Annotated in this window: 21 protein-coding genes and 1 other RNA gene; 13 read left to right on the forward strand and 9 right to left on the reverse strand. The window is 41.9% G+C overall.

Annotation, left to right across the window (positions count from 1 at the left end):
* Positions 1 to 36: 36 nt before the first annotated feature.
* The 3 genes from AN213_RS16720 to AN213_RS16730 all read right to left on the reverse strand — a co-directional run bounded on the left by AN213_RS16720 (position 37) and on the right by AN213_RS16730 (position 3137).
* Complete coding sequence (locus tag AN213_RS16720) at positions 37 to 1119, reverse strand: trypsin-like peptidase domain-containing protein (protein ID WP_055020793.1); 1083 nt, start codon at positions 1117 to 1119, stop codon at positions 37 to 39.
* 98 nt (positions 1120 to 1217) lie between these two features.
* On the reverse strand, positions 1218 to 2570 hold the full coding sequence (locus AN213_RS16725; RefSeq protein WP_054561091.1) for a Do family serine endopeptidase: 1353 nt from the start codon (positions 2568 to 2570) through the stop codon (positions 1218 to 1220).
* A 123-nt stretch (positions 2571 to 2693) separates the two neighbouring features.
* Positions 2694 to 3137 carry a YhcB family protein gene (locus tag AN213_RS16730; RefSeq protein WP_055020791.1) on the reverse strand — a complete coding sequence of 148 codons (444 nt, stop codon included), beginning with the start codon at positions 3135 to 3137 and terminating at the stop codon, positions 2694 to 2696.
* 178 nt (positions 3138 to 3315) lie between these two features.
* On the opposite strand from AN213_RS16730, the gene zapE reads away from it, so the two are divergent.
* The 8 genes from zapE (at position 3316) to AN213_RS16770 (ending at position 10064) form a co-directional block, all read left to right on the forward strand.
* A complete protein-coding gene (zapE, locus tag AN213_RS16735) occupies positions 3316 to 4404 on the forward strand; it encodes a cell division protein ZapE (protein WP_054561089.1) in 1089 nt (362 codons plus the stop codon).
* Positions 4405 to 4820: 416 nt separating this feature from the next.
* On the forward strand, positions 4821 to 5249 hold the full coding sequence (gene rplM / locus AN213_RS16740) for a 50S ribosomal protein L13 (RefSeq protein ID WP_054561088.1): 429 nt from the start codon (positions 4821 to 4823) through the stop codon (positions 5247 to 5249).
* Positions 5250 to 5257: 8 nt separating this feature from the next.
* Positions 5258 to 5650 (forward strand): 30S ribosomal protein S9, encoded by a 393-nt coding sequence (gene rpsI, locus AN213_RS16745; RefSeq protein WP_095209788.1) that lies wholly within the window; start codon positions 5258 to 5260, stop codon positions 5648 to 5650.
* Between the two features lie 678 nt (positions 5651 to 6328).
* On the forward strand, positions 6329 to 6919 hold the full coding sequence (gene petA, locus AN213_RS16750) for a ubiquinol-cytochrome c reductase iron-sulfur subunit (RefSeq protein WP_054554178.1): 591 nt from the start codon (positions 6329 to 6331) through the stop codon (positions 6917 to 6919).
* The gene (locus AN213_RS16755) at positions 6919 to 8184 is read left to right on the forward strand and encodes a cytochrome b N-terminal domain-containing protein (protein ID WP_054554179.1); all 1266 of its coding nucleotides are present in this window, start codon (positions 6919 to 6921) and stop codon (positions 8182 to 8184) included. Before petA ends, AN213_RS16755 begins: the two co-directional genes overlap by 1 nt.
* Positions 8181 to 8918 (forward strand): cytochrome c1, encoded by a 738-nt coding sequence (locus AN213_RS16760; RefSeq protein ID WP_054554180.1) that lies wholly within the window; start codon positions 8181 to 8183, stop codon positions 8916 to 8918. Before AN213_RS16755 ends, AN213_RS16760 begins: the two co-directional genes overlap by 4 nt.
* Before the next feature lie 79 nt (positions 8919 to 8997).
* Positions 8998 to 9624, forward strand: a complete 627-nt coding sequence (gene sspA / locus AN213_RS16765) for a stringent starvation protein SspA (protein ID WP_054554181.1) — start codon at positions 8998 to 9000, stop codon at positions 9622 to 9624.
* Positions 9624 to 10064, forward strand: coding sequence for a ClpXP protease specificity-enhancing factor (locus tag AN213_RS16770; RefSeq protein ID WP_054554182.1), 441 nt, complete (start codon positions 9624 to 9626; stop codon positions 10062 to 10064). The genes sspA and AN213_RS16770 overlap by 1 nt, the downstream gene beginning before the upstream one ends.
* 65 nt (positions 10065 to 10129) lie before the next feature.
* On the opposite strand, the gene dolP is transcribed toward AN213_RS16770, so the two are convergent.
* The 4 genes from dolP to AN213_RS16790 are packed head-to-tail and all read right to left on the reverse strand — an operon-like array spanning position 10130 to position 13603.
* Positions 10130 to 10696: a division/outer membrane stress-associated lipid-binding lipoprotein gene (gene dolP / locus AN213_RS16775; RefSeq protein ID WP_054561086.1), complete on the reverse strand. Its 567-nt coding sequence runs from the start codon at positions 10694 to 10696 to the stop codon at positions 10130 to 10132.
* On the reverse strand, positions 10696 to 11283 hold the full coding sequence (locus AN213_RS16780; protein ID WP_054561085.1) for an SIS domain-containing protein: 588 nt from the start codon (positions 11281 to 11283) through the stop codon (positions 10696 to 10698). The genes dolP and AN213_RS16780 overlap by 1 nt, the downstream gene beginning before the upstream one ends.
* A gap of 32 nt (positions 11284 to 11315) precedes the next feature.
* Positions 11316 to 11687 (reverse strand): YraN family protein, encoded by a 372-nt coding sequence (locus AN213_RS16785; protein ID WP_055020790.1) that lies wholly within the window; start codon positions 11685 to 11687, stop codon positions 11316 to 11318.
* A gap of 38 nt (positions 11688 to 11725) precedes the next feature.
* Positions 11726 to 13603: a penicillin-binding protein activator gene (locus AN213_RS16790; protein WP_055199194.1), complete on the reverse strand. Its 1878-nt coding sequence runs from the start codon at positions 13601 to 13603 to the stop codon at positions 11726 to 11728.
* Positions 13604 to 13664: 61 nt separating this feature from the next.
* Between AN213_RS16790 and rsmI the strand changes: the two genes are divergently transcribed.
* From rsmI to AN213_RS16800, 3 genes are all read left to right on the forward strand, one after another.
* Complete coding sequence (gene rsmI, locus AN213_RS16795) at positions 13665 to 14522, forward strand: 16S rRNA (cytidine(1402)-2'-O)-methyltransferase (RefSeq protein WP_054561082.1); 858 nt, start codon at positions 13665 to 13667, stop codon at positions 14520 to 14522.
* Between the two features lie 42 nt (positions 14523 to 14564).
* Positions 14565 to 14916, forward strand: an RNA gene (rnpB, locus tag AN213_RS17230) — RNase P RNA component class A.
* Between the two features lie 356 nt (positions 14917 to 15272).
* Entirely contained in the window at positions 15273 to 15794 is a 522-nt protein-coding gene (locus tag AN213_RS16800; RefSeq protein WP_054561081.1) for a hypothetical protein, read from the forward strand.
* Between the two features lie 10 nt (positions 15795 to 15804).
* Here the strand turns inward: AN213_RS16800 and AN213_RS16805 are convergent, their stop codons facing one another.
* Positions 15805 to 17370 carry an MASE1 domain-containing protein gene (locus AN213_RS16805; RefSeq protein WP_054561080.1) on the reverse strand — a complete coding sequence of 522 codons (1566 nt, stop codon included), beginning with the start codon at positions 17368 to 17370 and terminating at the stop codon, positions 15805 to 15807.
* Positions 17357 to 17986, reverse strand: a complete 630-nt coding sequence (locus tag AN213_RS16810) for a response regulator transcription factor (protein ID WP_054561079.1) — start codon at positions 17984 to 17986, stop codon at positions 17357 to 17359. Before AN213_RS16810 ends, AN213_RS16805 begins: the two co-directional genes overlap by 14 nt.
* A 250-nt stretch (positions 17987 to 18236) precedes the next feature.
* On the opposite strand from AN213_RS16810, the gene AN213_RS16815 reads away from it, so the two are divergent.
* Positions 18237 to 18479 (forward strand): YdcH family protein, encoded by a 243-nt coding sequence (locus tag AN213_RS16815; RefSeq protein WP_054561078.1) that lies wholly within the window; start codon positions 18237 to 18239, stop codon positions 18477 to 18479.
* 172 nt (positions 18480 to 18651) lie between these two features.
* Positions 18652 to 20898, forward strand: coding sequence for a S46 family peptidase (locus tag AN213_RS16820; RefSeq protein WP_055199195.1), 2247 nt, complete (start codon positions 18652 to 18654; stop codon positions 20896 to 20898).
* Positions 20899 to 20938: the final 40 nt, after the last annotated feature.

A 20938-nucleotide genomic window follows, 5' to 3' on the forward strand; every position in this document is an offset into this window, starting at 1 on the left:
AGTTAGGCCTTTTTTATATCTGTGTTGTTTCAGTAACTACTGCTCGTCTTCGAGTTCAGCAACAGTTACCATCACTTTTAAGACTTTACCATCGCGGTAAATCTCAAATTCAAGCTCTTTACCTGGTTCTGTATTCGCAAGTTTCTCGAGCACTTGTTGTGGGTTGGCTACAGGAATACCGCCAATTTTGATTACAATGTCAGTTTCTCTGATGCCTGCTTTCCAAGCTGGGCCAAATGGATCAAGTTGAGAAATACGCATGCCTGCAACAGGTGTAAAGCTATCGCTTACATCTTTGCCCGTGCTATCAATACCTGTGCCACTGAAGCCTAAATAGCCACGAACGACACGACCATGTTTGATTAGCTTATCCATCACATCTTTGGCAATCGAGTAAGGTACCGCAAAAAAGATACCCTGAATATCGAGATTTTCATGAGTTTTAAATTGTGCCGAGGTAATACCGACTAAGTCACCTCGTGAATTAACTAACGCGCCACCTGAGTTACCTACGTTAATCGCAGCATCCATCTGTAACAGGCTGCTGTAAGGGCTATCGATTAAGTTTTGTTTACCCGTCGCACTGATTATACCTTGGGTAATGGTTTGGCCTAAGTTAAGTGGGTTACCAATCGCTAAAACAACATCACCAACACGTGGCTTAAATTTATCATTTACTGGAATTTTTGGTAAATGCTCAGCGCTGATCTTTAATAGCGCTAAATCTGTTTGAGTATCAAAACCAATCACTTGTACATCATAAAAGCGACGGCCATCAGCCAGCGTGACGATAATGAGATCGGCATTTTTAATTACATGGTAGTTAGTCAGAATATAGCCGTCTTGGGTCATGATCACACCAGAGCCGAGAGCTTGAACGGTGTTTTGGCGTTTATAGCGCGGTTGATTGGAAATGCTTTCTGAAAAAATAGTAACAACCGACGGTGCTGCTTTTTGCACTGCATCAGCAAAGCTCATGTGCTCTGATGATATCGCCGCAGGTAAATTCATATCTGGTAACAGTGTGCTACGAAGGCTTGGGCTAAATAACACCACTAAAAAGGCAATGCCTAAACCGGTGAAAAGCGGAGGAAGGATAAATTTAAAAAGTTTTAGCACAGTATTCTTATTATCAGTGAGCAATCCCTTAATGATGGCACAAAAAAAATAACAGCGGCAAGCACCGCTGTTATTTTTTCATGATTTATCAACTAGGTTTACTGGATCAGTACGAAAATAAGCTCTCTACCGCGCTTAACACCTAGTACGATGTTACCTTTGGTATTTTCGATGATCTTATTCATGTCGCGAATTGTTTCAACGCGTTGACGGTTAACTTGCATGATCACGTCACCTTCTTCAAGGCCAACGCGAGCAGCAGGAGAACGTGCTTGCACGCCGGTTACTTCAACACCTTTACCATCACTCTTCTGAGTGTTTTCTAATGTTGCACCTTGGAAAGCAGGGTGTGTCTCTTCGCCTGCGGCAGTTGTGGCTGATGCACCATCGAGCGTGACATTAACAGTTTTAACTTTGCCATCTCGGTAAATGCCCAGTTTTACTTTTTTGCCTTCACCAAGTGTAGCAATTTTACTGCGTAGTTCATGGAAGCCACTAATTTCGGTGCCATCGACACTAATAATTACATCACCGGCTTTGATACCCGCTTTACTTGCTGCGGTATCATCCATTACTTGCATAACGTAAGCGCCTTGCTTCACGTCGAGTTGTTGTGCTTTAGCAAGGCCTGCATCAAGTGGGCGACCCGAAATACCTAATGAGCCACGGCGCACTTCACCGTGTTCGATAATTTGGTCAACAAGGTTTTTCATCATGGTAGATGGAATTGCAAAGCCAATCCCCACGTTGCCTCCAGATGCACCTAAGATAGCGGTGTTGATACCAATCAGCTCACCATTAAGGTTAACTAACGCGCCGCCTGAGTTACCTTGGTTGATAGCTGCATCGGTTTGAATAAAGTCTTCATAGCCTTCTATATTTAAACCGCTACGGCCAAGGGCACTGACGATACCTGATGTTACTGTGTGACTTAAACCAAATGGATTACCAATGGCAACTGCAAAATCACCTACACGTAACTGATCTGAATCGGCAATTTTAAGCGCGGTTAAGTCCTCTGCATCAATTTGCAATAAGGCAATATCTGATTCTTTGTCGCTACCGATTTTAGTTGCTTCATATTCGCGACCATCTTCTAAGGTCACCACCATTTTTTCGGCATCTTCGATAACATGGTTATTGGTTACCACGTAACCTTCGTCTGCATCAATGATCACACCTGAGCCTAGGCCACTAAATTCACGCTTTTGACTGCCACCACGAGGAACACCAAAAAAGTCATCAAAAGGAGTCGCACGGCGGCGAACTTCTTTAGAGCCTGACACTTGAATACTCACCACTCCCGGTGTGATCTGTTCAAGCATAGGTGCTAGGGTTGGCAATTGTTGACCATTTACAGCAACAGGAAGTTTTGCCATTGAAATTGCAGGACTTAATAATAAGCTAGAAGATAAAATAGCAGCACTGATAACAGATAATTTCATTTTCATAGTCTGGGTTTACTCCACTTCAGAGATAAAGCAAAAACTAAAAAGGGCTGCATAAGCAGCCCTTTTCTTGGTTTAGATATAAAGCTGTTATATCTAAAGACTATGGGGTCAAAAAAAAGTTCATCAAGAGGCTTTAGAATGTTCTGAAACTTTCTCTGAGCCAGTGAACAAGCCCGTTTCACCAACAACATAGTCAGCAGGCTGAGCTTCGGCACTTGAACGATCGCCTCTGCGGTCTTGTAATGAGTTTTGTAATTGCTCAGTCGTTTCTTTAGAAAAGAACGGCTCATTTGGATGCTGTTTTTTATCAGCAAGTAGTAGTTTATTTGTTTCTTCTACATGGTTCAGTAGCTGGTCGTAGTTATCTTTCATTTTAGATACTAGCTTACCTGTGCTCGCTAGATGATCAGCTACATCTTGACGATATTGTTCAAGCGCATTGTTAGCTTGCTCGACTTGTTGTTCTAGTTCGTCTTGCTTAAATTGTTTTTTGGTTACAAAAGCACCAATGAAGAATGCTGAAATTGCAACGATGATTAGAATACCTATCCAGGTAATTGTGCCCATAAATCTACCCCTTTGGGAAAAAATAACAAAAACAAATGCTTTAAAAGCATTTATAGTCCAATCATTATTAAAATATGCTTAATTTGATTGTGAAATCATACTGCGGGCTAATATACCCTGAGATACGATGCGTGTTAATATACTGTGCAAATTTAACTGTGTTTTATTGTAACGACCTATGACTCCTTGGCAGAAATACCAACAAGATTTACAACGTGAAGACTTTGTACATGATGCAGCGCAAGAAAATGCAGTGCGCCATTTGCAAAGACTCTATGATGACCTAACGGCAGACAAACCGGCCGCGAAGGGGTGGTTTGCCAAACTATTCTCTAAAGATAGCACGCCAAGTATAAAAGGGCTGTATTTTTGGGGTGGAGTAGGTAGAGGTAAGACCTATTTAGTTGATACTTTCTACGAAGCTTTACCTACTGATCGTAAGATGCGTGTGCACTTTCACCGTTTTATGCATCGCGTGCATGATGAGCTGAAAAAGTTAAAAAATACCAGTAATCCATTAAATGTGGTTGCAGATATCTTTAAATCAGAAACAGACATTATCTGTTTCGATGAATTTTTTGTGCAAGATATCACTGATGCAATGCTACTAGGTGGTTTGATGGAAGCATTATTTGAACGCGGTATTGTGCTGGTTGCGACATCAAACATCGTGCCTGATGAGCTATATCGAAACGGTTTACAACGTGCGCGTTTCTTACCAGCAATAGAACTGGTAAAAGCCAATACCGAAATTGTTAATGTTGATTCGGGGGTTGATTATCGCTTACGTACCCTTGAGCAAGCCGAAATTTTCCATAGTCCGCTTGATAAGCAAGCTGATGATAATTTATTTGAATACTTCGATAAGTTGTCACCTGAGCCGGGTGTGCTCGATAAAGAAATTGAAATTGAAGGGCGGATGATCAAAACCCGTAAAGTGTCTGACTGTATTGCTATGTTTGAGTTTAGTGAACTATGTGAAACAGCCCGCAGCCAAGTTGATTACATGGAAATAAGCCGACTTTATAACACGGTGATTTTGTCTAACGTAAAATCATTAGGCCAAGCCAATGATGATGCCGCACGTCGTTTTATCGCGCTAGTGGATGAATTCTACGAGCGTCATGTAACGCTGATTATTTCTGCTGAAAAGCCAATAACCGAGCTATATAGCGAAGGTAACTTAAATTTTGAATTTAAGCGTTGTATTAGCCGACTACAAGAAATGCAATCGCTAGAGTATTTAGCAAAAGAGCATCTAGCGTAGTAGAGCTGTCAGCCTTCAGCCGTCAGTTTTTAGCTGATCGAGATAGTGGTTTAGTTTTTATGTTTTTAACCACAATAGCTTTACATTTATTTCTCTGGTTTTATGTTTTTGATAGCTGATAGCTGATAGCTGATAGCTGATAGCTGATAGCTGNNNNGATAGCTGATAGCTGATAGCTGATAGCTGATAGCTGATAGCTGATTTTCTCGAATAAAAAACAACCATCATATAGCAATGTGGTTCAAGTGCTGGTATACTCCCGCGTCTGCCACGTTGCGTTCTATTGCCAGATATTAGTTTAGCCTCTAATTGATGGCTCAAAGTCTTAAACTCGAAGGGGTTAAAGCATTCAACTTAGAGCGGTAATTAATAATAATTACCTGTGGTTTTAATTAAAAAACATTGGATTTTAATAAATGAAAACGTTTGTTGCTAAGCCAGAAACAGTAAAACGTGACTGGTACGTAGTTGACGCTGAAGGTAAAACTTTAGGTCGCATCGCTACTGAAATCGCTCGTCGCCTACGCGGTAAGCATAAAGCTGAATACACTCCTCACGTAGATACTGGTGATTACATCATCGTTATCAACGCTGAGAAAGTTACTGTTACTGGTAATAAAGCAAAAGACAAAATGTACTACGCTCATACTGGTTTCCCAGGTGGTCTTAAGTCTACTACTTTCGACAAGCTTCAAGCTGCAAAGCCTGAAATGATCATCGAAAAAGCTGTTAAAGGCATGTTGCCACGTGGTCCTTTAGGCCGCGCAATGTACCGTAAACTTAAAGTTTACTCAGGTACTGAGCACAACCATGCTGCACAACAGCCTCAGGTTCTAGACATTTAAGGAGCACTATCATGGCAAATCAATACTACGGTACAGGTCGTCGTAAAAGTTCAAGTGCTCGCGTATTCTTACGCCCAGGCACTGGTAACATCGTAATCAACAAGCGCTCTCTAGAAGAGTACTTCGGTCGTGAGACTGCTCGCATGGTTGTTCGTCAAGCATTAGAGCACGTAGAAATGACTGAAAAGTTTGACCTACACATCACTGTTTCAGGTGGTGGTACTACTGGTCAAGCTGGTGCTATCCGTCACGGTATCACTCGTGCACTTATGGAGTTTGACGAGTCTCTACGTCCTACACTTCGTAAAGCAGGTTTCGTTACACGTGATGCACGTAAAGTTGAGCGTAAGAAAGTGGGTCTTAAGAAAGCACGTAAGCGTCCACAATTCTCAAAACGTTAATATTTACGTTTATCAGAATACCAAAAACCCAGCTTCGGCTGGGTTTTTTGTTTTTCAGAGCTGTCAGCTTTAAGCCGTCAGTTTTTAGCTGATCGAGAGAGGGCTCACTGCTTGAATGAACAAGTTCTTGCCAAGGCTTAATATTCCCATATACTTCTCGCATCTCGCATCTCGCATCTCGCATCTCGCATCTCGCATCTCATCTCGCATCTCGCATCTCGCATCTCGCTGAAGCGCAAAATCCTACCTTTTTTCGTTCGATAATTAACCACTGATAATAATTAGTACGTATAACAGTAAAAAAACTTCAAGATTTAGCAAAATTAGCTTAAATCCATCAGTTAATTGATGAAATTTTTTGCTACAATTGGGGGGCAAGTAATGTGAGTGAGTTCAACAACAGCTAATGCAGAATTCTGTTTCCTCTTAGTGAGGTTGATCTTGGTCAGTATATTGTTTTTTTATATGCGTTATCATAACCAGCGGCTTCATACTCGAGCTAACCTAAATTAATAATTCATTAAATAGGGTTTATTCGAGCATGAGACTGTGAATAACCTTGTTTTAATCAAGGGTTTTAATTATGATCGCGTCTATTTTGAAATTTCTAAAAATTAACCTGCTGTAACTGATGTTCTCAATATGGCAAGTGTTGGGAATCATAGTGGAGATAAGTGGATGAGCAATGCGCCTGTAGACAATGGCCGACGTCGCTTTTTAACCATAGCTACCTCTGTTGTTGGTGGTGTTGGTGCGGCTGGGGCTGCTGTTCCTTTTATTGCGTCTTGGAATCCAAGTGAGCGAGCTAAATCTGCGGGTGCGCCTGTAGAAGTAGATATCAGCAAGCTTGAGCCAGGACAATTAATACGTGTTGAGTGGCGAGGAAAACCTGTTTGGGTTATTAATCGTACACCAAGAATGCTTGAACAGATGAAAGAACATGAAGGTCAACTTCGTGATCCTGCGTCTGAAGAGCCTCAACAACCTGAATCATCAACCAATGAATATCGTTCGCAACGTCCTGAAATTTTCGTTGCTGTTGGTATTTGTACGCACTTAGGTTGTTCTCCTAGCTTCCTACAAGGTGGCTTTGGTGAGAAAGTAGAGGGCACAGACGACGGTTTCTTCTGTCCGTGTCACGGTTCTAAATTTGATATGGCTGGTCGTGTATTCCAATCTGTACCTGCACCATTAAATCTAGAAATTCCTCCGTATACCTTCCTTGATGACACGACTATTCTAGTCGGTGAAGAAAAAGGAGTGGCGTAATGTTTGGTAAAATTATTGGTTGGATCGACGATCGTATTCCAATGACACGTGTTTGGAACATGCATATTGCACAGTATCCAGCACCAAAAAACTTTAACTTCTGGTACTTCTTTGGCTCTTTAGCCATGTTAGTACTTGTTAACCAAATCGTAACTGGTATCTGGTTAACAATGAACTTCGTACCATCTGCTGAAGGTGCTTTCGCATCGGTAGAATACATCATGCGTGATGTAGAATACGGTTGGTTACTTCGTTACCTTCACTCAACAGGTGCATCAGCGTTCTTTATCGTTGTATACCTGCACATGTTCCGTGGCATGATCTACGGTTCTTACCAAAAACCACGTGAATTACTGTGGTTATTCGGTATGTTCATCTTCTTAGCGCTTATGGCTGAAGCTTTCATGGGTTACTTACTACCTTGGGGACAAATGTCTTTCTGGGGTGCACAGGTAATCATTTCACTATTCGGTGCGATTCCGGTTATTGGTGATGACTTAACGCTTTGGATCCGTGGTGACTACGTAATTTCTGGTGCTACGCTTAACCGCTTCTTTGCACTACACGTAATTGCATTACCTTTAGTAATCGTTATCTTAGTATTCTTACACATTGTTGCACTACACGAAGTGGGTTCAAACAACCCTGATGGTGTTGAAATTAAACGTAAGAAAGGCACTGTAGCTGAAGAAGATAAGCCTAAATTCAAATTCCACGAGTATTACACCAACAAGAAAGACATTGTTGATGCAATCCCGTTCCACCCTTACTACACAGTAAAAGATATTGTGGGTGTGGTTGGTTTCTTAATCTTATTCTGTTGGGTTGTATTCTTTATGCCTGCGATGAATGGTTTCTTCCTAGAAGCGCCAAACTTCGAAGCAGCTAACCCGCTGAAAACACCAGAGCACATTTTCCCAGTTTGGTACTTTACGCCATTCTACGCAATCCTACGTGCAATCCCTAACAAGTTAATGGGTGTTGTGGCGATGGGTGCATCTATCGTAGTGCTTGCGTTACTACCTTGGATTGACCGTGGTTCGGTTCGCTCTATTCGTTATCGTTGTGGTTTACACAAGTTAAACATCGCACAATTCGTGGTAACTTTCGTTATCTTGGGTTGGGTTGGTGCTACACCACAAACTGATTTCAAAACGCTGTTATCACAAATCACGACTGTGACATACTTCATGTTCTTCGTATTGTTATTTGTTTACAGCAAGAATGAGAAAACTAAGCCATTACCAACGAGGTTGACGAAATGATGAAAAAGCTAATTATCGGTTTATTCGCATTGTTGCCATCGTTGACAATGGCAGCAGGTCCTTCGGTTCCTTTAATGGATGCGAACATTGACCTTAAAGATAACGCATCTTTACAGCGCGGTGCTAAATTGTTCATGAACTACTGTCTTGGTTGTCACCAAATGCAGTATCAACGTTATGAGCGTACGTTCCGCGATATCGGTATTCCTACTGAGATTGGTCAAGAGCAATTAATTTTTGATGGCTCAAAAGTAGGTAGCCACATCAAAAATGCGATTGATAAAGATGACGCAGCTAAATGGTTTGGCGCAGCGCCACCGGATCTTACGCTTGTTGCGCGAGTTCGTGGTACTGACTGGATCTACACTTATCTGAAGTCATTCTATAAAGACGAGTCTCGTCCGTTTGGCGTAAACAACGTTGTTTTCCCATCGGTAGGTATGCCACACGTTCTTCAAGAACTACAAGGTTTACCAACACCAATCACTGAAGAAGTGGAAGAACATGGTCACACTGTGACTAAAGTTGTTGGCGTTGAAACAGATGGTTCTGGTGAAATGAGTGTTGACGAGTACGATCGTGCTGCTCGTGACTTAACTAACTTCTTAGCTTACGTTGGCGAGCCGTCACGTTTAGAGTCAGAAGCGTTAGGTCTTAAGGTAATTGGTTTCCTAGTGATTCTATTTATCTTGGCATTCATGCTGAAGAAAGAATACTGGAGAGATGTTCACTAATCCTGGGCATTTTGAAAGGTAGTTTTGTGATAGGGGCTTAAGCCCCTATTGCTGTTTTTGTAATATAATGGAGGTAGGCATGGCCGTAGCTGCCAATAAGCGCCCTGTAATGACCCTGTTTTCTGGTGCTAACTGTATGTATAGCCATCAAGTACGTATCGTACTTGCTGAAAAAGGTGTAAGTGTTGACATTCACCTGGCTGAAAAGGATAACCTGCCAGAAGCACTTCATGAGATTAACCCTTACGGTACAGTACCAACACTGATCGATCGTGAGCTTGGTTTATATCAGGCAAACATCATCATGGAATACCTTGATGAACGTTTCCCTCATCCTCCACTAATGCCAGTTTATCCGGTTATGCGTGGCCGTAGTCGTCTGATGATGCATCGTATCGACACGGATTGGTATAGCCTAGCTAACAAAATCACTAGCGGTAGCAGCGAAGCTGCGCAAGCACGTAAAGAGCTTACAGAAGCGTTACTTGCAATTGCACCAATCTTCTCTGAAGCACCTTACTTCATGAGTGAAGAGTTCAGCTTAGTTGATTGTTACTTAGCACCACTACTTTGGCGTTTACCTGAGCTTGGCATTGAGCTTAATGGTGCAGGCGCGAAAGAGCTTAAAGAATACATGTTGCGTTTATTTGAGCGTGAATCATTCCAAGCTTCACTAACTGAAGCAGAGCGTGAGATCCGTTTATAATGACGCCTAATCGTCCTTATTTACTACGCGCTTTCTTTGATTGGATTGTTGATAATCAGTGCACACCACACTTAGTGGTTAACGCTGATTTTCCTGCTGTACAAGTACCAACACAGTTTGTGCAAGACGGTCAGATCGTTTTGAACATTAGCCCATCAGCGGTAACACAATTTGCAATGGACAACCAACAGCTTAGCTTTAATGCGCGCTTTGGTGGCCAACCAATGCAAGTGTACGTACCTATGGGTGCTGTGCTCGCAATTTATGCACGTGAGAATGGTGAAGGGACTGTATTTACTGCAGAAGAATTCATCGAGGACGAAGACGATTTTGCTCCGGTATTAGAAAGTGTTGAAACACCTGACGATATTACGCCAGATGATGAACCACCTGCTAAACCAGAGAAGAAAAAAGGTGCTCACTTACGAGTGATTAAGTAACCTTAGTCAGACAAAAGAAAACCCGCTATTAAGCGGGTTTTTTATTATTAATTAACTGTTTAGCGTTACAGATATTCAAACACTTTAATAACTCGTTCAACGCCTGATACGTTACGTGCTACATCAACCGCTAAATTCGCTTCAGAATCGCTCACTAAGCCCATCAAAAAGACTTCGCCATTCTCTGTTACTACTTTGATGTTATTGCTGCTGATGCTTTCTGTGGTGAGCAATTGCGTTTTCACTTTAGAGGTTAACCAAGAGTCGTGCGTTTGCGTACTCATACCAATATTTGAGCCAATGCGAATTTGGTTGTGGATTTTACGAATACCATCAACGCCTTCAATAGCGCGTTGTGCTTCGTCTTTCATTTCTGCGTTAGCAACTTGGCCAATCATAAGCACAATGCCATTAACGCTAATGACGTTAACGTTAGCAAATTTATGTAGGCGCTCATTTTCGCTGATAGCAATAGAACTTTTAATTTCGATGTTGTTATCGTCGATTTGTGAACCAATCGTGCGGCGATCATTCGCAGCAGTTACAGCGCCTGCAGTACCGGCGACAACGGCAGCTGCACAGCCTTGCAGCAATAAAACGGTACCAAATACTAGTAAAGACTGTTTAAACATTAATTTTCTTCCTGTGGGAATAAGGTTAAATCGATAAGCTCACTGAGGCAGTGTAAATTCACTAAGTGTGACTCAACAATACGGCTTGGGCGTTTGGATGGAACACGAATTTCAACATCATTTGGGCCAAGTAAGCCAACTAATTCACCACCATCATCACCAACAAGCACAATCACTTTCATATCACGGGTCAGTGCCGCTTCAACGGCTGAGATAATCTGCTTTTCATTACCATTGACAGCAATTGCTAATAAAAGGTCGCCTTGCTGTGCAAATGCACGAATTTGTCGTGCAAAGGTTTCATGCTCATCATTATTTGCGGCTGAGCCTAAGTTAACTTGATCTTGTGCAAGCGCAACTGCGGGTAGGCATGGGCGCTCGGTTTCATAAAAGTTAATTAACAGCCCAGCCATATGCTGTGCCAACATGTGGCAGCTAGGAGTGCCACAACACAGCAGTTTATTGCCGTTAATAAGACTTTGTGCAATGGTGAACGCTGCCGATTCAAGTGCGCTTGGCAGTACTTCACCTGCCGCTATTTGAACTTGAATATTTTCGGTAAAGATTTTTTTTATCGTTTCTTGCATAACCTACCAAATTAAGCCGACGCCAAACGGCGTTAGTAAACATTTTTAAACCAGTTTAGGGTGCTGTTAAGCTCACCTGTTATAGCGACATAATCTATCCGCATAGCCTGGTTTGAGATCTTTTTCTCGGCAAGATAATGGCTAATCGTGCGCCTTAATCGTTGCTGCTTTTGTTTGCTGAGCGCATAGTTTGCACCACCACGCAGGGCGTTTTTTCTAAATTTTACTTCTACAAATACTAGTGTTTGCCCGTCACGCATTATTAGGTCAAGCTCACCGTATTTACATAAGTAATTACGCTCAATGGCTTTTAAGCCATGTTGTATTAAATACTGCTCTGCCTGATGTTCGTAATACAGGCCTTTCTCGCGGCTATTTTGCCACAATTGATTAAACCACGACATAGCTTCATCCTTGAGCTAATACTACGTTTTAAAAAAGGTTATTCAGCGGCATTAATCCCAATAGCAGATTGCATAAATAGCGGGATTGGTTGCTCAGTCGCTAAATCAACCGCAATGATTTTCTTATTCTTGTACTGTGCCCAATCTAGGGTGCGTGTAACATAGCCATTACTAGCAATGCTTAATTGACCACTGATACCACTAAAGCGTTTGCCTTGTACCATACTCAGTTGTTTTACATCACCGAGCATACTGGCTGCATCGAACGCCATGGCAAATAAGCGCTGGCTTATATCAGCGTTTTCTGGCCATAAGCTTTCGTACTGTTGGCGTAAATTGTGTTGCTGAATTTGACCGTCAAGCATCCAAGGTAGTTCCGTAAAATAAAGGCCATCTAAGTCGCCTTTATCGGTTCTATCAATTTGTTTACTGTGGCTTTTTGAGCTGGCATAAAGCGGGATTCTATCTGCGAAGGTACTCACATTAACGTCTAAATAAGGCTTGATTAAGCGTGTTTCGGTGGCATCACCTAAAATATAAATCACGTCAATGTCGCTGCGTGAGCGGGTTTCACTTTCTACTTCTTGCTTGAATAATGATTTGACGACTTTAATACGCTCTTTACTTTGGTCTACTTCAAGTAAGCCAGTGATGGTTTTCGGCATATCATCTTTACCTGAGTAAAACCCTATTTGTGGTTTAACTTCGCTGTATCGTTGCCACTGCGTATTAAAGTGTTCAACTAAACGCTGACCGTTACTATTATTAGGGGCTAGCAACATCGGCTTTTGATAGCCTGCTGTTAAAAATCGCTCTAATGCTTGCTGAACTTCATGCTCAGGGCTTAGTGCAAAGAAAAAGTGCTGCTGTGAAATGCGCTCACCATCAAAGGTGTTTAAATGCATTACCGGGTAATCAACCAGTGTTTGTGCGCTAGTAAGCTTTTCGATATTGCTTTTTAGTAGTGGGCCAATAATAAAATCAGCATTAAATTCGCTTAGCTTGAGTGAGATCTCTGCAGCTGATAGTGATTCATCAATAAATAGGGTTTGCTCTAATGACTGTCCATCTAAGGCCGCAAGCACACCGGCTTTTAAGGCATCACCTAATCGCTCATTAGCACCTGATTGTGGAATAAGCACAGCTAAACGGTTCACATTTAAAGGTTCAATTTGTACCAGCTCAGTCACTTTTTTTGGCAGCACTTCAGCGGCTGGGTGACCCGGGTAGCGACGCAGCCAGTTATTCATTGCTTGGTGAAGTTCTACAGGCGCACCTAAATACACTTGATGATAAAGCGCTAAATTAACCCAACCTTGTTGCACCACAGAGCCTCGGTTAAAGCGCTCAAGTGCGTACGATGAGAGCTGGGTTAGGTTTTGCCATAAATCTTTGTTTAAATTGGCAACGGTAAAGTTATTTTCGCTGCTAAGTGTTGATGCCTTAAAAAAGAAAGGCATTGCTTGTTTTGGCATGCCTTGCGACGCGTAAACGCGCGCTGTCAGGTATTGATGCCATGCTTGATGCTCTGGCTGGCTTAACTGAGGCTCAAGTTGTTGTAACTGAGTTAAAGCTAAGTCGCTTTTGCCTTGATGCTCTTGCGCAAGGGCAATGTAAAGTTTGTTTTGAATTTGGTCGACACTTGGGGTTGCTTCAAGTTCGAGGCAGATTTTTTCTAGCAGTGCCCAGCGCTCTTCACTGATAGCCGCATCACGTGCAGTATATAAAAGCTGGATTTTATCGGCACCTTGACGGTTTAGCGCCGCTTGGTACATAGATTGTGCGTCGGTTAGCTGTGATAGCGCAATACTCGATTGGCTCGATTGATTTTCTGCACTATTTCGAGGTTTTTCGGTTGTGCTACAAGCCGATAACCCTGACAATACAATTAATAGACTAACAAGTTTAAGTCGCACAATGATTTCCCGATACGTTAACGCGATTTGCTTATATTACTGACTGACGCAGGAGACCTCAATGTTAAATGAGGACAATTCAGATAAAATCGGCACTCTTTACATTGTTGCCACGCCTATTGGTAACTTTGATGACATCAGCCAGCGTGCCATCCAAACCCTATCTGAGGTTGACTTAATAGCCGCTGAAGATACTCGTCATACAGGAAAGTTGTTAAGCCACTTTAATATCAAAGCAAAAACCTTTGCTCTGCATGACCATAACGAGAAACAAAAAGCGCAACAAATTGTGGATTGGTTAGAGCAAGGAATGAACATTGCGCTGGTATCTGACGCCGGCACGCCACTTATTAGCGACCCTGGTTATGCGGTGGTCAATTTATGCCGTGAACAAGGCGCGCACGTCGCGCCAGTGCCGGGAGCATGTGCTGCAATTACCGCTGTATGTTGTTCTGGTTTACCAACAGATCGTTTTCAGTTTATTGGTTTTACACCAGCAAAGAGTAAAGCAAGGCAGACCTTTTTCATTGAAGCGGTAAACTCAGGTATTACTAGCATCATGTATGAAAGTACCCACCGTATAATGGCGAGCCTTGATGATTTAGAAGCAGCTCTCGGTGCAGAGCAGCCAGTAGTGTTTGCCAAAGAACTTACCAAAACTTTCGAAACCTTTTTCAATGGCACGGTTGCCGAGTTAAAACAGTTTTTAACGGATGACCCAACTAAGCAACGCGGTGAAATCGTATTGATGCTACCGGGTAAAGCAAAGCAAAGTGACGATATTCCAGAAGATGCGCGCCGCATGCTAGGTTTACTTGAAGCTGAAATGCCACTGAAAAAAGCCTGTGGTGTTGTGGCTGAGTATTTTGGTTTGAAGAAAAACGCACTTTATAAAGCAATTATTGACGAAAAAGACTAATTCTTTACTGCATAGACGTGCGCGCTCAGGTATACTGCGCGCCGAGTCAGCCGAGATAATCGCTGCCTGCAACGAAAATGCGCAGGGGGAGGAAAGTCCGGGCTCCACAGGGCAGGGTGCCAGCTAACGGCTGGGGGGCGCGAGCCTACGACAAGTGCAGCAGAGAGGAGACCGCCAACTTCGGTTGGTAAGGGTGAAAGGGTGCGGTAAGAGCGCACCGGGCCACTGGTAACAGTTGGTTGCAAGGTAAACTCCACCCGGAGCAAGACCAAATAGGGTTCCTTATGGCGTGGCCCACGTTGGAACCGGGTAGGTTGCTTGAGCCATAGAGCAATTTATGGCCTAGACGAATGATTATCCACGACAGAACCCGGCTTATTGGCTGACTCACTAAATTACATAAAAAGCCTCGCAGCAATGCGGGGCTTTTTGCTATCTACATGGACACAAAATTAAGAAAATCCACTCCGCGCATACAAAACAGCGGCTTATTGGCTGATTCACCAAATTATACAAGAGCCTTGGTATTTACCGAGGCTTTTTGTTTTCTAAAAGAGCCATGTTTTCGAAACCCTCAAACCAAATCGAAATTGTTTGCTCTTTATTATCAAGAGGGCACTCTTCAGTTGTTTAACCATCCTCTGCAAACTAGGAATTTTTCTTAGACTCACTAAGAAAGTCACTCATTATCATAACGGCTTGTTCTGTATATCCTTTAAATCTAATTTACTTATGCTTAATGGATTGAAAATGAGTGTTATTGAGGGAAGTACTAAGGAGTTTGGCAATACGACTATTCTTCTTCATAGCTTAGGCTCTTCTTGTTACAGAATTGAATGGTATAGCAGGATGACGGGGGCGTCGACGAGTTTAGCTAGGCTCAAGCAAGGCAAGTACGTTGTTATTCGTAAGTGGGCACAAGTGAAAAATATGTCTGATGTTTCGAGCGAATTTAGTAGTCGAAATAGCGCTTTGATACACTTTCTAAATAACGTTGATATTGTTAAATCCCATGATGACTGGATCAGTGCCGCTAAGCAGCATTGTCTAAATTTGTTTGTTGAAAACGAGGGGCTTAAACCCGTTACTAAAGCGAGTTTTCCTAAACCGAGGTTGCAAGGTGCAATTGGTAAAGAAGTTGTTGTTAAATCGAAGTTGGGCGAAAGGGAAATAGCGCATGGCTTGTTGTTACAGCTTATAGGTAATCAAGCAGAAATACAGCTTGCGAATATTAAGAAAAAATATCTTACCAAGCAGGTTTATTTAAGGTAACTAGTTGTATTCAAATATCAAAGTATACTTCAATTTTAAATCCATCTATTTCTGTAACCGTACATGTACCGCCAAGGGCAATAACCCGCTCTTCAATAAATGATAACCCGTAGCCACCAGACTCTTGCAGTGTGGTCTTGGTTTTTCCATTATCCATAATAGTAAGGCATATATACTGTTCGTGAGCCAACAAGCTGAGCCTTAGCTCTGTGGCTGTACTGTGCTTGATGCAGTTTGTGACTGCTTCTTGGCAAATTCTGTAAATAGCTGTTTGATGTTCATCTGATATTGCTGAACTTAAGTTTATTTCAGCTACGTATTTGATTGATGCTTTACTTAGCAGAGAGTTAAAGCGTCCTTCTTTAAGAGCTTGCTCTAGCCCAAGCTCATCAAGCTCTCTAGGTCTTAAGTGATGCATAATTTGATAAACAGAGTCATACATCGCCTTTGCATTTTCTTTTAGGCCTTCAACGAGGGTATTTTCATTATTTCGTTGTGCTATCGAAAGTACCGTCAGGTCAGTTTTAAGTGCTGTTAGATTTTGGCCTAATTCGTCATGAAGTTCTTGAGACAAATACTTTCGCTCATTTTCTTGCACAGTTACCATGCGTTTAGCGAGCTGTTTATTTTTCTCAAGCAGCGCAGTGAGTTTTTCGTTACTGGCTTGTAGTTGATTATTTTTGATCTTTAACTCGTTAGTGGCGGTCCCTACCAGTAACCCTGTTACTGAATTGGCCAGGATAAATAATTGGCTAATGTAAGTATTGGTCGCATCTTGGGTGAGGCCTGCTTGTGCAACGATCAGCGTATTACTTACCAAGGCGCTTGCTATTGCTCCTTTAATACCAAATTTATAAGAGAACCAAATTACCGGTAGAAGTGAGCAAAGGCGTAGCAAAGGGTAAAGATCTGAGTGGCCTAGGTAACTAACAATGTAAATAGATGCCAGTGCTAATAAGCTTAGTAAAATAACAGCATGATGACGAGAGGGCACAAGGCTGTAGCTTTGGCTAATTAACAATAATGCTGGGGCCACTAATAATGTTCCCGTCAAGTCGCCTAATGTCATATTAAGTTGATATTGTAATACTTGCTTACCTTCTAACCAGGTTGTGAATTCAAAGGCGCTCGAAAACAAAAACCATTTAAAAGAAGCTGAAAAAACGGCTAGTAGAATTAACGACAAAGCCCCGGAATTAGAGGTGATTTTTGGTGGCCAGCGGCTTTTCTTAAAGCTGTAGACGATAGCCATATAGGTTAATTCTTGAAAGAAACCGTGAAATAAATCAAAGCTCCATTCACCATTGTAATAGACACCTAAATACGACGCATAAAGTCGAGAAGCAATCCAAAGCATTAGCCAAAATCGCACTGGAAAAATAACAAAAAATGCGAGCTTCACCCCTGCTGGCAGGTATATAGCACTACTTTGGGCAACGGTTTCTAAATGATTACTCACCCAAGAGGATAAATATAAGGCTAAAAAGTAAAGCGCAAACACCAATAACTGGTTAAATGCTTCAGTTATTAAGCTAAGTGAAGAACACTTTGTTGAAACGAGCTTATGCCAGTTCATCAAGTGTGATCATCCCGGAATCTATAGCAACTTTTAATAATTCAAATGAATTAGTGACTTCAAGTTTGTTGTATATATTCGTTTTATGTACGTGGGCTGTTTTGGGCATCATATCGAGTTGTTGCGCAACTTGTTTAGCATTTAGCCCTTTGGCAAATAAGGGAAGTGCCTCTTTCTCTCTTGGTGTTAAAAAAGAAAGTTTGCTTGCAGGGGAAGTAGTATTAAATTTCACATCTTCACTGATATAGCGCCCTCCTTTAATAACTGAATTGACTGCATCAATTAAAGCTTCTGATGCTGAGCGTTTAGAAACATAACCTTGAGCGCCGAGCTTTAAGGCGTTGCTAACGTATGGCTCGTAGTCATACATAGAAGCAACAATGGTTTTTATGTCGGGAAAGTGAGTGTTTAGATAGGTAAGAAATGCGAGTCCGTTTTCACCGTCATGCATTGATATATCAACAATAAATACATTAGGTTGCTCTAAGTTAACAGCAAGTTTTGCCTCAGTGACTGAGCAGGCTTCTATGATAACTTGCCACCCGTTTTGTAGCTCTAATAATTTTTTAAAGCTATCTCTAACCAGTTGATGATCTTCAATGATTCCAATTCGCATAATCCCTCCATAGATTTTTATTATATCCCTAATTCAATAAGTTATGTCTAGGAATTATTCTTATATTAATTAAATACGCGTTCATGTGTCCTGATTTTAATGGGACTAAAGCTTAGGAACATTTCTAGTTTAAACGCTATATTTTCTGAATCGTTGTGATAATTGATCTCGGACAAGGTTACTGCGTTGACTCTGTATGTTGCAGTGGTACAGTGAAATTGAACTTAAATTCTAGCTAAAGGAGTTGCCCATGCTAGGCGAAAAACACTCGTTATTGAATGAATTCCCTGAGTTTAATGAATTAATCCATAGCCTCGCGAAACACGATGCTCACTTCAAGAAAACCATGCAACGTTACGATGATATGGATAAAGAAATTCGCTCTCTTGAGTTGCAAGACTCTCCAATAGAAGATGCGGACATGCATGAAAAGAAGCATCAACGCGCCGTGCTAAAAGATGAACTTTATGACTTTTTAAAAGCTAATGCTTAATAAATGAATCGAATAATGCTCCTGCTAACGGTAGGAGCTTTTTCTCTCCTCTATTTTTACTCTCCAATCGTATTTAATCGCAATATCCCTTTACTCAATCAAGGTTATGGTAGTCTTAGCGCGATTTTTTAAGGCAACAATGGAATAGTGCTTTGCACTGACTGGGATTAACATGATTAAAAAAAATATTATTACTACTTCATTAGCACTCATGGGGGTTGTCGCTGTAGGTAGCGCACACGCTGATGAAGGGCAGTGGCAACCGCATCAATTAAAACAATTACAAAGCGAGTTTGACCGCGTCGGTATCGAATTACCGGCTTCACAAGTGGCAGATCTTAACCAATATCCACTCAATGCAGTGGTTGGTTTAGGCTATTGCTCTGCGTCATTTGTGTCACCAAAAGGCTTAGCTGTAACTAATCATCACTGTGCTTATGGCGCGATTCAAAATAACAGCACACCAGAAAATAACTTAATTGAAAAAGGCTTTTTAGCAGCTGACTTGTCAAAAGAATTACCAGCAGGCCCGCAAGAGCGTTTGTACGTAACTGAACAAGTGGATAATGTAACAGAACGCGTACTGGGTAATTTACCAGCAGGTCTACACGGCAAAGCGCGTTTTGAGGCGATTCAAGCAAACCGCAAAGCCTTGATCAGTGAGTGTGAATCAGATCCTAACTACCGTTGTACAGTCCGTGATTTCCATCATGGCTTAGAGTACTTCATGATCAAACAACTGATGATCAAAGATGTGCGCTTAGTGTATGCTCCGGCAGAAGCGCTAGGTAACTTTGGTGGTGACATCGATAACTTTGAATACCCACGTCACACGGCGGATTTTACTTTTGTACGTGGTTATGTTGGTAAAGATGGCAAGCCTGCAGATTACAGCGAAGATAACGTACCTTATGAGCCAAAGTCGTTCTTAAAAGTGAATGCGAGCGGCGTAAGCTTAGGTGATGGTGTGCTGGTGGCAGGTTACCCTGGCCGCACTAGCCGCTATAAACTAGCAGATGAAGTAAATTATTCAGCGAGTTGGTATTATCCTACATTGCTTAATACTTACAACATGACCCTTGATGTGATTGCCAAGCAGAGCGAAGGCGATGAGCAAGCACAAGTTAAATATGCCTCTCGTGTAAAAAGCACTAACAACCGTTTAAAGAAACTGGAAGGCTTACAAGATGGCTTTAAAGTAACGGATATTCCGGGAATTAAAGCTACGCAAGAGCAAGAATACTTAGCTTGGTTTGCACAAAGTGCTGAGCGTAAAGCGTACGCAGATTCATATCACGCATTACAGTCATTATTAGTAGAAGCGCACGCACAGCAACAAAGCCATTTTTACTTTGATTACGCAAAACGCGCAGACTTATTAAGTACGGCAATTCGTTTATACCGCTTAGCTAAAGAAAGCGAAAAGCCTAATGCAGAGCGCGAAATGGGTTATCAAGAGCGCGATCTTCCTATGCTTAAAGCGCGTTTAGAGCGTTTACAAAAACAGTTTACGCCTGAAGTCGATAAAGCCTTATGGTTAAGCTACTTAGGTAACTATTTAGCGCAAGATAAAGCAGCGCAAGTTGCGGCATTAAACGACGGCTTAGGTATTACAGATACCACTACACAGGCTGAGCTTGATGCGATTATTGCTTCTTTTTATGCTAATACAGAGCTTACAGATGTAGAAGCACGTGTTAACTGGATTGGTAAATCTGTAGCCGAATTTGAAGCATCAAACGACCCATTCATAAAGTTAGCTGTTGCTCTATACGATACCAACATGGCACAAGAAGCTGATAAAAAAGAAATGGCGGGTCGCTTAGCTGAAATTCGTCCGCAATATATGCAAGCCGTGATCGCCTTTAATACAGCCAAAGGTAAGCCAGTTTACCCAGATGCAAATGGCACATTACGCGTAAGCTATGCACAAGTTGATGGTTACCCAGCAGCAGATGCTGTGTATAAAACGCCATTTACATCACTACGTGGTTTAGTGGCTAAACACACAGGTGAAAAACCATTTGTTGTTACCGATAAAGTACTTGAAGCATACAAAAAGCAAGCATTTGGCGCGTATTACCGTGGTGACTTAGGTCTACCAGGCGTAAGTTGTAGCTTATTCAGCTTTGGTTGTGAGCCTCAGGCGGCTAAACCTCTTGAAGTTAACTCAGTACCAGTCAACTTTTTAAGTAGCGCTGATACCACAGGGGGTAACTCAGGTTCGCCAGTCATGAATGGTAAAGGTGAATTAGTGGGTCTTAATTTTGACTCGACTTATGAATCAATCACCAAAGATTGGTACTTTAACGCCAAGATCACCCGTGCTATTCACGTTGATATTCGATACATGCTTTGGTTAATGGAAGAAGTTGATAACGCAGGTTACCTACTTGATGAAATGACCCTAGTTAAATAGCTCCGCTATGTTAATAATAACCGCAGCAATCGCTGCGGTT

The organism is Pseudoalteromonas sp. P1-8, assembly GCF_001399985.1.
GTDB lineage: Bacteria > Pseudomonadota > Gammaproteobacteria > Enterobacterales > Alteromonadaceae > Pseudoalteromonas.

Excerpts from the sequence above, each read along its gene's own strand:
- AN213_RS16805 (WP_054561080.1), bottom strand. The coding sequence starts at position 17,370 with ATGAACTGGCATAAGCTCGTTTCAACAAAGTGTTCTTCACTTAGCTTA.
- zapE (WP_054561089.1), top strand. The coding sequence starts at position 3,316 with ATGACTCCTTGGCAGAAATACCAACAAGATTTACAACGTGAAGACTTT.
- AN213_RS16760 (WP_054554180.1), top strand. The coding sequence starts at position 8,181 with ATGATGAAAAAGCTAATTATCGGTTTATTCGCATTGTTGCCATCGTTG.
- AN213_RS16815 (WP_054561078.1), top strand. The coding sequence starts at position 18,237 with ATGCTAGGCGAAAAACACTCGTTATTGAATGAATTCCCTGAGTTTAAT.
- AN213_RS16785 (WP_055020790.1), bottom strand. The coding sequence starts at position 11,687 with ATGTCGTGGTTTAATCAATTGTGGCAAAATAGCCGCGAGAAAGGCCTG.
- AN213_RS16725 (WP_054561091.1), bottom strand. The coding sequence starts at position 2,570 with ATGAAAATGAAATTATCTGTTATCAGTGCTGCTATTTTATCTTCTAGC.
- rsmI (WP_054561082.1), top strand. The coding sequence starts at position 13,665 with ATGTTAAATGAGGACAATTCAGATAAAATCGGCACTCTTTACATTGTT.
- rplM (WP_054561088.1), top strand. The coding sequence starts at position 4,821 with ATGAAAACGTTTGTTGCTAAGCCAGAAACAGTAAAACGTGACTGGTAC.
- AN213_RS16810 (WP_054561079.1), bottom strand. The coding sequence starts at position 17,986 with ATGCGAATTGGAATCATTGAAGATCATCAACTGGTTAGAGATAGCTTT.
- dolP (WP_054561086.1), bottom strand. The coding sequence starts at position 10,696 with ATGTTTAAACAGTCTTTACTAGTATTTGGTACCGTTTTATTGCTGCAA.
- AN213_RS16780 (WP_054561085.1), bottom strand. The coding sequence starts at position 11,283 with ATGCAAGAAACGATAAAAAAAATCTTTACCGAAAATATTCAAGTTCAA.
- AN213_RS16800 (WP_054561081.1), top strand. The coding sequence starts at position 15,273 with ATGAGTGTTATTGAGGGAAGTACTAAGGAGTTTGGCAATACGACTATT.
- sspA (WP_054554181.1), top strand. The coding sequence starts at position 8,998 with ATGGCCGTAGCTGCCAATAAGCGCCCTGTAATGACCCTGTTTTCTGGT.
- AN213_RS16730 (WP_055020791.1), bottom strand. The coding sequence starts at position 3,137 with ATGGGCACAATTACCTGGATAGGTATTCTAATCATCGTTGCAATTTCA.
- AN213_RS16820 (WP_055199195.1), top strand. The coding sequence starts at position 18,652 with ATGATTAAAAAAAATATTATTACTACTTCATTAGCACTCATGGGGGTT.
- AN213_RS16755 (WP_054554179.1), top strand. The coding sequence starts at position 6,919 with ATGTTTGGTAAAATTATTGGTTGGATCGACGATCGTATTCCAATGACA.
- petA (WP_054554178.1), top strand. The coding sequence starts at position 6,329 with ATGAGCAATGCGCCTGTAGACAATGGCCGACGTCGCTTTTTAACCATA.
- AN213_RS16770 (WP_054554182.1), top strand. The coding sequence starts at position 9,624 with ATGACGCCTAATCGTCCTTATTTACTACGCGCTTTCTTTGATTGGATT.